14 protein-coding genes are annotated in these 13,369 nt (G+C 58.0%); 10 read left to right on the top strand and 4 right to left on the bottom strand.

Features of this window, described 5'->3' with window-relative positions; translation table 11 throughout:
• Window positions 1-25: 25 nt before the first annotated feature.
• From fabF to fabD, 4 genes are all read right to left on the bottom strand, one after another.
• Window positions 26-1,291, bottom strand: coding sequence for a beta-ketoacyl-ACP synthase II (fabF, locus tag FKM97_RS12015; protein ID WP_144292664.1), 1,266 nt, complete (start codon window positions 1,289-1,291; stop codon window positions 26-28).
• 147 nt (window positions 1,292-1,438) lie between these two features.
• Entirely contained in the window at window positions 1,439-1,675 is a 237-nt protein-coding gene (locus FKM97_RS12010; RefSeq protein ID WP_144292663.1) for an acyl carrier protein, read from the bottom strand.
• Between the two features lie 264 nt (window positions 1,676-1,939).
• Window positions 1,940-2,677 (bottom strand): 3-oxoacyl-[acyl-carrier-protein] reductase, encoded by a 738-nt coding sequence (gene fabG / locus FKM97_RS12005; protein WP_144292662.1) that lies wholly within the window; start codon window positions 2,675-2,677, stop codon window positions 1,940-1,942.
• A gap of 24 nt (window positions 2,678-2,701) precedes the next feature.
• The gene (gene fabD / locus FKM97_RS12000) at window positions 2,702-3,643 is read right to left on the bottom strand and encodes an ACP S-malonyltransferase (RefSeq protein ID WP_144292661.1); all 942 of its coding nucleotides are present in this window, start codon (window positions 3,641-3,643) and stop codon (window positions 2,702-2,704) included.
• Window positions 3,644-3,973: 330 nt separating this feature from the next.
• Between fabD and rpsF the strand changes: the two genes are divergently transcribed.
• The 10 genes from rpsF to FKM97_RS11950 all read left to right on the top strand — a co-directional run bounded on the left by rpsF (window position 3,974) and on the right by FKM97_RS11950 (window position 13,365).
• Window positions 3,974-4,489 carry a 30S ribosomal protein S6 gene (rpsF, locus tag FKM97_RS11995; protein WP_144292660.1) on the top strand — a complete coding sequence of 172 codons (516 nt, stop codon included), beginning with the start codon at window positions 3,974-3,976 and terminating at the stop codon, window positions 4,487-4,489.
• 5 nt (window positions 4,490-4,494) lie between these two features.
• A complete protein-coding gene (gene rpsR / locus FKM97_RS11990) occupies window positions 4,495-4,734 on the top strand; it encodes a 30S ribosomal protein S18 (RefSeq protein ID WP_144293032.1) in 240 nt (79 codons plus the stop codon).
• A gap of 76 nt (window positions 4,735-4,810) precedes the next feature.
• Window positions 4,811-5,791: a DUF2232 domain-containing protein gene (locus FKM97_RS11985; protein WP_144292659.1), complete on the top strand. Its 981-nt coding sequence runs from the start codon at window positions 4,811-4,813 to the stop codon at window positions 5,789-5,791.
• 21 nt (window positions 5,792-5,812) lie between these two features.
• Window positions 5,813-6,406 carry a 50S ribosomal protein L9 gene (gene rplI / locus FKM97_RS11980; protein WP_144292658.1) on the top strand — a complete coding sequence of 198 codons (594 nt, stop codon included), beginning with the start codon at window positions 5,813-5,815 and terminating at the stop codon, window positions 6,404-6,406.
• Window positions 6,407-6,555: 149 nt separating this feature from the next.
• A complete protein-coding gene (locus FKM97_RS11975; protein ID WP_144292657.1) occupies window positions 6,556-7,812 on the top strand; it encodes a cyclopropane fatty acid synthase in 1,257 nt (418 codons plus the stop codon).
• Window positions 7,813-8,013: 201 nt separating this feature from the next.
• Entirely contained in the window at window positions 8,014-9,519 is a 1,506-nt protein-coding gene (locus FKM97_RS11970) for a replicative DNA helicase (protein WP_144292656.1), read from the top strand.
• A gap of 12 nt (window positions 9,520-9,531) precedes the next feature.
• Entirely contained in the window at window positions 9,532-10,704 is a 1,173-nt protein-coding gene (gene alr, locus FKM97_RS11965) for an alanine racemase (protein WP_144292655.1), read from the top strand.
• 123 nt (window positions 10,705-10,827) lie between these two features.
• Window positions 10,828-11,547, top strand: coding sequence for an MlaE family ABC transporter permease (locus FKM97_RS11960; RefSeq protein WP_246105054.1), 720 nt, complete (start codon window positions 10,828-10,830; stop codon window positions 11,545-11,547).
• A 13-nt stretch (window positions 11,548-11,560) separates the two neighbouring features.
• On the top strand, window positions 11,561-12,337 hold the full coding sequence (locus FKM97_RS11955) for an ABC transporter ATP-binding protein (protein ID WP_144292653.1): 777 nt from the start codon (window positions 11,561-11,563) through the stop codon (window positions 12,335-12,337).
• A gap of 5 nt (window positions 12,338-12,342) precedes the next feature.
• The gene (locus tag FKM97_RS11950; protein WP_144293031.1) at window positions 12,343-13,365 is read left to right on the top strand and encodes a zinc-binding alcohol dehydrogenase family protein; all 1,023 of its coding nucleotides are present in this window, start codon (window positions 12,343-12,345) and stop codon (window positions 13,363-13,365) included.
• The last annotated feature ends 4 nt before the right edge of the window (window positions 13,366-13,369 follow it).

Here is a 13,369-nt window from a genome sequence, read left to right as displayed (position 1 = left end):
GAATGATGTCGGCGACGCAAGCAGGCTAGTCGACGTAACGCCTGAAAATCAACGATGCGTTGGTACCACCAAAACCAAAGGAATTAGACAATACGGTGTCGATCTTCATTTCCTTGGCTTTATTGGCCACGAGATCGATCTTTGTGTCCACCGACGGCGAGTCGAGATTAATAGTCGGCGGCGCCACTCCATCCCGCATGGCCAGGATCGAGAAAATGGATTCTACAGCACCGGCGGCGCCCAGCAAATGACCAATCGACGATTTGGTGGACGACATGGTCAGTCCCTCCGCCGCATCGCCGAACAACCGTTCAACCGCTTTCAGTTCGATCTCATCGCCCAGGGGCGTCGAAGTTCCGTGGGCATTGACGTAATCGATGTCGGAGGGTTGCAGACCCGCACGCTTCACCGCGGCCCGCATGGAGCGGAAGGCGCCGTCTCCGTCCATAGCTGGCGCGGTGATATGGTAAGCGTCGCCCGACATGCCGTAGCCGATCACCTCGGCGTAGATCTTGGCGCCGCGCGCCTTTGCGTGCTCCAATTCCTCGAGAACCACCACACCTGCGCCCTCGCCCATCACAAAACCATCGCGGTCCTTATCATAAGGCCTCGAGGCCCGCTCGGGCGTATCATTGAAATGAGACGACAAGGCCTTGCAGGCGACAAATCCCGCTATCCCGAGGCGCGAAATGGCCGCCTCAGTGCCGCCGGCCACCATCACATCGGCATCGCCCAATGCGATCAAGCGAGAGGCATCGCCAATGGCATGAGCGCCGGTCGAACACGCCGTCACAACGGAATGATTCGGACCGCGGAAGCCGTATTCGATGGAGACCACACCAGAGGCGAGGTTGATCAGTCGTCCAGGAATAAAGAACGGGCTGACCCGCCGCGGGCCCTTCTCGGCCAGCAACAAAGACGTTTCCTCGATACCCGGCAGTCCGCCGATCCCCGATCCGATGAGAACGCCGGTCACAATCTGATCTTCGTAGTCGGTCGGCTTCCAGCCAGAATCTTCAACAGCCTGCTTTGCAGCCGCTACAGCGAAGATGATGAACTCGTCATATCTGCGCTGGTCCTTCGGCTCCATCCAGACATCGGCATTGAATGTGTGATTCTGCCCGTCGCCGGTCGGAACCTGGCAGGCAATGCGACAGGACATGTCGCTTGCATCAAATTTCGTAATCGGCCCCGCACCCGATTCACCGGCAATCAAGCGTGCCCAGGATGGCTCCGCGCCCGACGCCAGCGGCGTGACCATTCCGATTCCAGTAACGACGACTCTGCGCATGCTTTCCTTGATCGCCCTTTGGTCAACTGCCACCCCAGTGAGGATCGAAACCCGACCCGTCCCTCGACCTCAGGGTACCCAAGATCGTGGCAGCCACTGCGCGGGCGGGTGAGCATAGCCAACCCGCCGAGCGCGAGAAAGACGGCTCTAGGCCGCGCTCTTCTTGATGAAGCTGACGGCATCACCTACCGTCTGAATCGTTTCGGCCGCGTCATCGGGGATTTCGATGCCGAACTCTTCTTCAAAGGCCATGACCAGTTCAACGGTATCAAGGCTGTCGGCGCCGAGGTCGTCGATAAAGCTGGCCTCCTCCGTCACTTTGTCCGCTTCCACGCCCAGGTGCTCCACGACGATCTTCTTAACCCGTTCAGCGACATCACTCATATTTCAGTTTCCTTAGTTTCTCGGGTGGTGTCGTTGGCACCCGCAAAATCCTCTATCGGTCACCCCGATGCGGCGATCGGTAGAAGGAACCCAACCTCGAGCCGACCGGAAGGCCAAGTCTCAGTATGGGATTATGTGACCACCGTAGCCCGCGCATGGGCCGTCGGTTTCCTAACACATAGTTCAGCGCTTCACCAAGAGCCAAGACGGACGCTGCTGAAGCACAATCCTGCGCCGCATTCGCCCCGCCGAGACAGCCAGGCTTCAGATCATCGCCATCCCGCCATTGACGTGCAAAGTCTGCCCCGTCACGTAGGCTGCTTCGGGACTCGCGAGGTAAAGGATCGCAGCTGCAATCTCCTCGGCGGAACCCATTCTACCTGTAGGAATATTCCCGAGAATGGCCTCTCGCTGCTTCTCGTTCAAAGCAGCGGTCATGGGCGTCTCGATGAAGCCGGGCGCAACACAGTTGACGGTAATTCCCCGACTGGCCACCTCCTGTGCCAGAGCTTTTGTCATGCCGACCAGGCCGGCTTTCGAAGCCGCATAGTTGGCCTGCCCCGGATTTCCCGTGGTTCCGACCACCGAAGTAACGGATATGATTCGGCCCGTGCGACGCTTCATCATGCCCTTCAAGGCCGCCCGCGACAGGCGAAAGGCTGCGGTGAGGTTCACCTCAATGACCCGCGACCAGTCATCATCCTTCATCCGAATCGCGAGACCATCGCGGGTGAGGCCGGCATTGTTCACGAGAATGTCGACCTGCTTCGCCTGCTCCTCGGCCCGCGGCACCAGCGCCTCAACGGCCGCGGAATCTCCAAGATCGCAGGCGACCGTGAAGCTGCGTTCTCCAAGCTCGGCCTGCAGGGCGTCCAATCGGTCCTGACGCGTTCCGGAGAGAACCACGACTGCGCCTTGATTGTGGAGAACCCTGGCGATGGCGGCGCCGATGCCACCCGTTGCTCCTGTGACCAGCGCGGTTTTGCCGCTCAAATCAAACATGATGTCGTCCTCTCACCGATCCCGTCAGCGCCTTGCGGCGGCGAATGTCCGAATTTCCTCAGGCGTGCTCATGGTCTGGGTCACCGCCTCAGGTACGAGACGCTTGGACAGGCCGGTCAATACCTTGCCGGCACCAATTTCATAGAAGGCATCCACGCCCTCTGCAGCCATGTAGGCCACCGATTCCCGCCATCGCACCGTGCCCGTCACCTGCTCAGCCAGCCGTTGACGAATATCCTGAGCCGACCGCAGGGGCGATGCCGTGACGTTAGCAATGAGCGGTACCACCGGGTCGGCGATCGACACCTGCTCAAGCGCACTCCGCATCTCGTCGGCAGCAGGCTGCATCAACCGACAATGGAATGGCGCACTTACCGGCAAAAGGATCGCCCGCTTGGCGCCCTTCGCCTTGGCAGTCTCGACGGCCGCCTCAACGGCGGCCCGGGTGCCGCTGACCACCACCTGACCCGATCCATTGTCATTCGCGATCTGCACGTCGGTACCGCCGACAGCGGCCACCACATCTTTCACCGCGCCGATGTCGAGACCCAAGAGAGCCGCCATGGCTCCGACGCCCACCGGAACGGCACGTTGCATGGCTTGCCCACGCAGGCGCAACAATCGGGCGGCATCGGCCAGGGTGAAGCTTCCCGCGGCCGTCAACGCGGAGTACTCTCCGAGGGAATGGCCCGCGACGAACGCAACCTCAGTGCCAATTTCGAAGCCCGCCTCGGTCTCCATCGCGCGAAGAGCTGCCATGGAGACCGCCATAAGTGCGGGTTGGGCATTCTCGGTCAATGTCAGCTGGTCCTCGGGACCTTCCCAAATGAGGGTCGAAAGCGGGGACCCCAACGCTTCGTCGATCTCTGCGAAGACAGCCCTGCTGGCGGGAAAGTTTTCGGCCAGGAGACGGCCCATGCCGACTTGCTGGCTGCCTTGACCTGGAAAGGTGAGCGCTATGGACATGATGATCCGCAATCGTGACGATTGGCGCGCCAGCAATCATGCGAAGCCAAGGCTGTCAAGAAGCGCCGTCTGGCCGGATCTCTCAATACCGTCCATGGTGCTTGCTTCATTCCGCTGTTTTCTCTATATGCGTGCCTCGTAGCAGCTCCGGTTGGAGGCTGAATGGAAGACCATGCTTCCTTGTGAAGAATGGGTGGATCTTACAGATCCATGCTTCCGGTGTCTCCGCTTCTTTGAGGATCCGTTTTTTGAGCCTTTCCTATTGGGCTCACTGGAGGCTCGGCGCCGGAGCTGAACCGCAACAGCGAACGAAGGAAAGGACCGACGCCCATGGCGTTGTATGAGCATATTTTCATGGTTCGTCAGGATGCCTCGAATGCACAGGTCGAGGCCCTGACTGAACAATTCAAAACCGTCCTGCAGGAGCATGGCGGCAGCGTCACTAAGTCGGAATATTGGGGCCTGCGGCCGCTGTCCTACCGGATCAGGAAGAACCGCAAGGCCCACTATTCCCTGGTGAACATCGATGCGCCCCACGCTGCTGTGACCGAGATGGAGCGGCAGATGAAGCTCAACGAAGACGTGGTTCGGTTCCTGACGCTGCGAGTCGACGAGCATGAAAGTGGGCCGTCCGTGATGATGCGCGCGCGGCCCGGCCGCGAAGATCGCGATGATCGGGGGCCCCGTGGGCCTCGCGGTCCCCGTGAAGGTGGCGGTTTCCGCGAAGGTGGCGGTTTTCGTGATGGTGGCGGCTTCCGTGGCGGCGACCGGGATGGAGGGTTCCGAGGGCGGGGCCCGCGCTCGGACGACGGTCCCATGGGCGGCGGCCGTGAGGAGACGATCTGATGTCTATGCCACAATCCCAAGCGCGCCGGCCTTTCTTCCGTCGCCGCAAGACCTGCCCGTTTTCCGGCACCAATGCACCGGTGATCGACTATAAGGACACGCGCCTCTTACAGCGCTTCGTGTCCGAGCGCGGCAAGATCGTGCCGAGCCGCATCACCGCCGTTTCCGCGAAGAAGCAGCGCGAGCTCTCGAAGGCGATCAAGCGATCACGCTTTCTCGGATTGCTCCCTTACGTCATCAAGTAACTCTTGCCGGTTCATGCCGGTCGGAGGGTTGGGGTGATCTCGGTCACCTCTAACCGCAGGAAGCGGGACAGCCACAATGCAACGCAGTCTCATTATTGGCGTCGGAGCCGGGCTTGCTGCCGCGGCTCTTTACTTCACCGTCATCAGCTACTCGCTGCTGGCGGTGATCCTCTTGTATATGGCGCCCCTGCCCCTGTTCATCGTGGGTTTCGGATGGGGCTCTGCTGCCGCCCTCGTGGGCGCCATCGCCGGAACTGCAGTCATATGGCTTACGACTGACTATCGTTCGGCCCTCCTCTTCGTCGTCACCGTGGCGTTGGCGCCGGCCATCCTGAGCTATCTCGCTCTTCTTTCACGAGATACGTCGGAGGCTTCCGATTCCGAGGGGGCGCCTCTTGTCGCCGGACGGCAATTCTATCCAGAGGGCCGCCTCGTCCTGTGGACCGCCGCTCTGGCAGGACTTATCGCCACCACGGCCGTCATCCTGCTCGGACCCGATGCAGAGAGCTTTAGAGCCGTCCTGCGCGAGGCCGTCACACGGATGTTCTCTACGCAACCCGGTCTGCAAGAACAGCTCAAGACTACCGGCGATCTGAACCTTGATGGGTTCATCGAAATGTTCGTCTGGATGCTGCCGGCTGTCTCAGCGCTGCTTTGGATGCTCTCATCCCTCATCAATCTGTTTCTCGCCGTGAGGATCGTCGCCTTGTCGGGACGTGCGCTACGGCCCTGGGCGCCGTTCAGCAGCTTGGCCTTCCCTCGGAGTATGGCCATCGCTCCCTTTGCAGCAATGGCGGCTTCCTTTGTCCCCGGGACAGTCGGCTTGCTTGGCAATATTTTCCTCGCAGTCTCGCTTGCGGCATTTGCTGTGCTGGGGCTCGCGGTGATCCATTCGAAAACCCTCGGCTTCACGAGCCGCCCCCTGTTGCTCGGCGCGCTTTACGCAGCCTTGCTGATCTTCAATTGGATTGTTTTGCTCGCGCTGTCCGGCGTCGGACTGGCCAATACGCTTGCCGGTCGTCCAGGCCCATCCAACGGTCCCATCATTCGTCGATAAACATCAAAGGAGTCCCCTCACATGCATGTCATTCTTCTAGAACGCGTCGAAAAGCTCGGTGCCATGGGCGATGTCGTCAGAGTCAAAGATGGTTATGCACGCAACTTCCTTCTTCCCAGCGGAAAAGCCCTGCGTGCCAGCGAGTCCAACAAGGTTCGGTTCGAAAGTCAGCGGGAAGCCCTTCTGAAGCGCAATGACGAGCGGAAAGCCAGTGCCGAGGCACAGGCTGAAAAGGTCAACGGCCAAAGCTTTGTGATTATCCGCCAGGCTGGTGAATCGGGCCAGCTCTATGGATCGGTCAGCACTCGTGACATTGCGCAGGTGGTGAGCGAAGAAACGGGTACCGAGGTCGTCCGCAACCAAGTTGTCCTTGAGCAGCCCATCAAAAGCATCGGCCTCACACAAGTTAGGATCGCGTTGCATCCTGAAGTTCCGGTCACGATCACGCTCAATATTGCCCGTTCGACAGATGAGGCGGAATCCCAAGCAAGGGGAGAAGATTTGTCTATTCCCATGGACGAGCGTGAGGCGGCTCTCGAGGCGGCGCAGTTCGACGGTGAGCTCGATGACGAGGTTCTGGAGATCCTCAACAGAGGTGACGTCGGAGAAGAATGAGGAGCGTTGCTCAAAGCACTTAACTGTTCCTCTTCCAGACCATTGCCACTGATCATTTGGGTAGTTAAATTCATGAAAGGGTGAGCACATAGCGGGTCCGACTTACTGATGATCTGAGATCATCAGTACTGTTGGAGAAGGAGCTTGAAGTGCTGTCGGTACTGAAGCGAATTTTTAGTCACATTGTCCGTCACGGGACACTGACTGTGATCGACGCCTCGGGGAACACGCATCGGTTCGGAGACGCAACAGGAGTTCCGATCGTCGCCCGGATTTCCGACCCCTCCGTATACCGGAAGCTCGCCTTCAATCCCGAACTCCATCTCGGCGAAGTGTACATGGATGGTTCCCTGAGCTTTGAACAGGGGACCATCTATGACTTTCTAGAAGTCTTGCTGTCCAACATGGAGCGCATGCCCTATCCAAGGTGGCTGAAGGTTTGGGGGAATCTTCGCTATCGATTGCGAAAGTGGCACCAACACAATCCCATTTGGCGTGCTCGGAAGAACATCGCTCACCATTACGACCTCGATGGTGCAATGTACGACCTGTTCCTCGATCGCGACCGCCAATACTCCTGTGCGTATTTTGAACACGCAGACAGCACATTAGAGGATGCTCAACTCGCCAAGAAAAGACATCTGGCCGCTAAGTTGGACCTCCAACCGGGGCAACGCGTGCTGGATATTGGCTCGGGTTGGGGTGGCCTCGGAATCTACCTGGCCGAAGTGGCCAATGTAAATGTGACAGGGGTCACGCTCTCCGAAGAACAGCACAAGATCTCAAATGAGCGAGCCGCGTGTCGCGGCTTGGGCGAACGTGTCCAGTTTCTGCTGCGAGACTACCGCACCCTCAATGGCAAGTTCGATCGAATCGTTTCGGTTGGAATGTTCGAGCATGTAGGCGCTGGCCATTACAGTGAATTTTTCACTACCGTGAGAAATCTCCTGACCGATGATGGTGTCGCCGTGCTTCATTCCATAAACAGGTCGGACGGGCCAGGCGCCACAAACCCTTGGATCGCCAAGCACATCTTTCCCGGAGGCGCGATCCCCGCCCTCTCGGAAGTCACTCCCGTAATTGAGAAGTCGCTCCTCTACATCACCGATATCGAGATCCTGAGGCTTCACTATGCCGATACGCTGCGGGAATGGCGGCATCGGTTCATTACGAACTGGGATCGGGCCAAAGCTATTTATGACGAGCGTTTTTGTAGAATGTGGGAGTTTTACCTTGCCGCATCCGAGACTGCCTTTCGCTTTCAGGGCATGAACAATTTCCAAATCCAGTTCACGAAAAGTCAGCACGCGCTGCCCATAACGCGGGACTATATCGTTCAGGAGGAAGACCGGCTCCGCCGGCTCGAAAGCCGTTCGCCGCAACTGGTTTCAGTGCCGGCAGAGTGATCACAGGCGTCCAGGGACGAATCAGCTGAGCAGTGATATCGTCACCGGATTCGGAGCGATTGCTCGCGTGAAATCATCTGTCGGGTGATTAAAAGAGGATTGTTGCGGTCCTGCCACCTGCTGCTGTGGATAGCGTGCATGGGAGGTCAGGCTTTAACGTTTGGTAGACAAAGCCCGACCGCGACAGGGTAACAACTGGCCATGGAGACAGCAGCAAACTTCGTGAAATTTGAGCATCAGGCCGTCAAGGCAACGCCTGATTATCGTTCAGTCCCTTTTAATCTGGAGGCGGAACAGGCTTTGCTGGGGGCAATCCTGGTCAACAACGAAGCCTGTGAACGGATTTCCGATTTTCTGAAGCCTGAGCATTTTTTCGAGCCGGTTCATGCGCGCATTTTCGAGGCTGCCTTTCGTCTGGTCCGTGCGGGTAAGCTCGCGTCCCCTGTCACTCTGAAGACGTTTTTCGACCGCGATCAGGCTCTTTCGGAAATTGGCGGCCCGGCCTATTTGGCCCGTCTTGCGGGATCAGCGACCACTGTCATCAATGCACAGGAATATGGGCGAACGATTTTCGATCTGGCCGTGCGTCGTCGGCTCATCGAGATCGGCACCGATATCGTAGGCAATGCCTATGACGCACCCGTCGATGTCGCCCCACGCACGCTTATCGAAGAGGCTGAGCAAGGCCTTTATGCCCTGGCGGAGACGGGACGCTATGGCAAGGGCTTCCGAGGCTTTAGCGAAGCGCTCACCCAAGCGATTGACATGGCTGCAGCCGCCTATGCTCGTGATGGCGGGCTTTCGGGAGTTTCCTGTGGGCTCACGGACATTGACGCCAAGATGGGTGGATTGCAGCGGTCCGACCTCATCATTCTGGCTGGGCGACCCGCTATGGGAAAGACTGCTCTAGCAACGAATATTGCTTATCACGTCGCGCGAAACTATCGCGCCGAGCAGAGCCCGGATGGATCCTTGAAGGTTCAGGATGGGGGACTGGTCGCGTTCTTCTCCCTGGAAATGTCGGCTGAACAGCTCGCAACTCGTATTCTCTCCGAGCAAGCCGGTATTTCGTCGGAGCGGATTAGACGGGGCAAGATTACCGAGGATGAATTCCGCCGCTTAAGTATCGTTAGCCAGGAGATGCAGTCGCTCCCGCTTTATATTGACGATACGGGTGGACTGACGATCGCGCAGCTCGCAGCCCGAGCAAGGCGACTGAAGCGACAGCGTGGGCTCGGGCTCATCGTCGTAGATTACCTGCAATTGCTGACTGGTTCGGCAAAGCGCTCCAGCGAGGGTCGCGTTCAGGAAGTCTCGGAGATAACGACAGGACTGAAGGCGCTCGCGAAGGAGCTGGACGTCCCCGTTATGGCGCTATCACAGCTCTCGAGACAGGTGGAGCAACGTGACGACAAGCGCCCACAGCTTGCAGATCTCCGCGAATCTGGGTCAATCGAGCAAGACGCCGACGTGGTCGCGTTCGTGTTCCGCGAGGAATATTATCTTCAGCGAAAGGAACCTAAGCCCAACACTCCCGAGCATTTTGAGTGGCAGGATGAGATGAACAGAATAACCGGCCGGGCGGAGGTCATTATTGGAAAACAACGTCACGGGCCTACTGGCACAATTCAGCTTCATTTCGACGCGAGCTTGACAAGATTTCAGAATTTGATCGCCGAAGACTATCTCCCTGAACGATTTGAGTGATTGATCGCGCATATGAGCGACATTGATACGATTTCCCAAGTGCCAAGCTGCGCCAGTGTTGACCTGACGCCGGAACTCGCCGGGGCAACCATGATGGTTGATCTCCGCGCCCTACAGTCCAACTACCGATATCTTGCAGCGCTGGCCAAACCTGTGGAATGCGCCGCCGCCGTCAAGGCAGAGGCCTATGGGATCGGGTTAGTCGAGGCCGGAACCGCCCTGTGGTCTGCAGGGTGCAAGACATTCTTCGTTGCCCTGCCAGTGGAGGGAGCGCGGCTGCGGCAGGTACTTCCGGACGCTACCATCTATGTACTCAATGGTCTGCTGCCTGGAACATCCAGCTTTTTGGCTGCCTATTCGTTGCGTCCCGTGCTTTCGTCGATCGACGAAATTTCGGAATGGGCCAAGTTTTGCCATTCGGAGGATCGCCGGCTTCCCGCGGGTATTCACGTGGACACCGGTATTAATCGACTGGGTCTCAATGAGAAGCAGGTTGAGTGCCTAGCCGCCAGCCGTAAGGAGCTTTGCGCGTTTCGCATCACGCTGATCATCAGCCATCTTGCCTGTGGCGACACGCCGAACGCCGCCATGAATCGGGCGCAAATCGAGACTTTTGATCGCCTTCGAGCCCTTTTGCCGCAAGCGCAGTGCAGCCTGGCAAACTCGGCCGGAACCTTGAATGTTTCAGATTTTCATTACGATCTGGTGAGACCCGGCATCGCCCTTTACGGGGGAAATCCGCTCGCTGAACGTGCAAACCCCATGAAGCCAGTCATCAGCCTCTATGGAACTATATTAGGCGTCCGCGAAGTGCCGGCGGGTGAGACAATCGGCTACAGCGCGACGTGGAAGGCGGAACGGAACTCAAACATCGCAGTTATCAGCGTCGGGTATGCTGATGGTTTTTTTCGTTCGCTCGGCGGAACGAGTCGTGCCGAGCGGGCACATGTGTTCGTCGGCGGTCAGTTCGCTCCTGTGATCGGCCGGATTTCCATGGACATGATCACCGTGGATGTCACAGATGTGCCGCCAGAATTTGCTCGTCGCGGGGGAAGGGCCGAACTGATAGGGTCCCACATAACGATTGATGATCTGGCTCGGTGGGCCGGAACTATTCCTTATGAGATTCTCACCGCTTTAGGTTCACGGTTTGCTCGCATATATTCACCGCACGATTCGAGCTAAGGGACCACGGCTGTTCCAAACTGCATTCGCAGGGTGACCATGCCGAGGGACTGCTGACGGAAAGGCCCGCCTTTGAACTTCCTCGCCAGTATCGGTCGGATTGCCCTACACTTCTGCGAGGAAGTGGGCCGTCTTTCAATCTTCCTGTGGAACTCGTTATTTCACGTTTTCACGCCGCCATACTTCCTTCGCCAGGATCTGGAGCAGATGCTCCGTATCGGCTACAATTCACTTTTCGTGGTCGGGCTCACGGCATTCTTCACCGGCGCCGCCCTTGCCCTGCAGATCTATGTCGGCGGCAGTCGCTTCAACGCTGAGAGCATTGTGGCCCAGATCGTGGCCCTGGGCATTGTTCGAGAGCTTGGACCCGTCCTGGCGGGACTCATTGTTGCGGGCCGCGTCAGCGCGGCCATCGCTGCCGAGCTCGGGACCATGCGCGTTACCGAGCAAATCGACGCCCTGACGACACTCTCTACCAATCCCTTCAAATACCTCGTGGCGCCACGGATCATTGCCGGCGTCATCACACTGCCGATCCTGGTGGCCATCGCGGACACGATAGGAATCCTAGGCGGCTACGTGGTGGGCACTCGCAGCCTTGGCTTCAATTCGGCGTCCTATGTGAAGAGCACGATCGACTTTCTCGAATTTGGCGACGTGGCATCCGGGCTCGCTAAAGCTGCAGTTTTTGGGTTCGTCATCGCACTCATGGGATGCTACCACGGTTACTACAGCAAAGGTGGTGCTCAGGGCGTGGGTCGGGCCACAACAAACGCCGTGGTGTCGGCCTCCATCCTTATCCTTGCGGTTAACTACATCATGACATCGCTGATCTTCTCGTGATTTTAAAGAACCCATGACCTCAATTCCTCACATCGCACTCTCGGGCGTGCGAAAGAGCTTCGGGCGGAAGACCGTGCTCGATGGCGTCGATCTGTCGGTTTACCGCGGTAAATCCCTCGTGGTTATCGGCGGATCCGGCAGCGGAAAATCCGTCACCCTGAAGTGCATTCTGGGGCTCATCCGGCCAGATGAGGGATCGATCCACGTCAACGGCAAAGAGATCATCGGGAACAGTGGAGCTGACCGAGAGGAGATGCTGCGAAAGTTCGGCATGCTGTTCCAAGGTGCGGCTCTTTTCGATAGTTTAACCGTCTGGGAGAACGTCGCTTTCGGTCTCATTCAAGGCAAACAGGTGCAGCGGGCGAAGGCACGAGAGATCGCGTTCGAAAAACTCGCGCAAGTCGGGCTCGGGGCTGAAGTCGGGGAATTGTCGCCCGCGGAACTTTCAGGAGGCATGCAGAAGCGCGTCGGGCTTGCCCGTGCCATTGCTGCCGATCCCGAGGTCATCTTCTTCGACGAGCCAACGACGGGGCTGGATCCCATCATGGCGGACGTCATCAACGATCTCATTCGAGACTGTGTCAAAAGATTAGGTGCCACGGCCATCTCTATTACGCATGACATGGCTTCAGCCCGCAAAATCGCAGACGATATTGCCATGATCTACAAAGGCCGGATCATCTGGCATGGGATCGCGGCTGATATCGACAGGAGCGGAAACCCATATGTGGAACAGTTTATCCACGGCCGTGCCGAGGGGCCAATCAAAATGGATGTTCTGAGACCATGAGAACGATGAAGGCTGTCGGCGTATTCCAATCTGCGCCGATCACAGATCTAAATTGTCTAGTCGATGTTGAACTTCCGATACCGGCGTTACGAGCTCGGGACCTGCTCGTCAGGGTGGAAGCCATTTCCGTCAATCCCGTCGATACGAAGGTCCGGCGTTTTCGAGTTCAAGAGCGCCTGGAGCAGCCTCGCATCCTGGGCTTCGACGGTGCGGGGACCGTAGAGCGAGTCGGAGCCGAGACCACTCTATTCAAGGTGGGAGACAGGGTCTTTTTTGCCGGTGACATAACACGAAACGGCAGTAACGCGCAGTATGTGCCCGTTGATGAGCGTATCGTTGGGCCGTGCCCGACCCGTCTCAGTTTCGCTGAGGCCGCAGCTTTGCCGCTGACCGCTCTGACGGCTGCAGAGGCGTTGCACGATCGCATGGGTCTTTCCCGGCAGCCCGAGGATAATTCGGGACGCAGCCTGCTCATCATTGGCGGCGCAGGTGGCGTCGGATCGATCGCCATACAACTTGCCAAGCAGGCGGGATTGACCGTCATCGCCACGGCATCCAGGCCTGAGACCCGCCAATGGTGCCAGGATCTCGGAGCCGATTTTATAGCAAATCACAAGGATCTTGCCGTCTCAGTCAGAGCCCTTGGCTTCGATTGTGTGGACAGCATTCTGTGTGCCTCATCGACGGATGATTATTTTCCGATCACCGCAGAGCTTGCGACACCTCAAGGCGTCGTTTGCTTCATTGTGGCGAACGAAAAACCTATCAATGCGGCGCTCTATCAATCCAAGAGCGTGACCCTCGCTTGGGAGTACATGTTCACTCGCGCGCAGTTCAGCACTCCCGACATCGCTGAGCAGAACCGCATTTTAACGGATCTGGCCAAAGCCATAGATCAAGGGGAGGTCAGGACCACCCTGACAACCACTCTCGGCCCGATCAACGCCGCCAATCTGCGGAAAGCTCATGAACTTGTCGAAGGTGGCCGCATGATCGGAAAGGTCGTCGTGGAAGGCTTTGAGGGTTGAACTC

It is taken from the genome of Rhodoligotrophos appendicifer (genome assembly GCF_007474605.1).
Classification (GTDB): domain Bacteria; phylum Pseudomonadota; class Alphaproteobacteria; order Rhizobiales; family Im1; genus Rhodoligotrophos; species Rhodoligotrophos appendicifer.
Note: the sequence above shows the minus strand (reverse complement) of the source record. Positions and strands in the feature narration are given on the sequence as shown.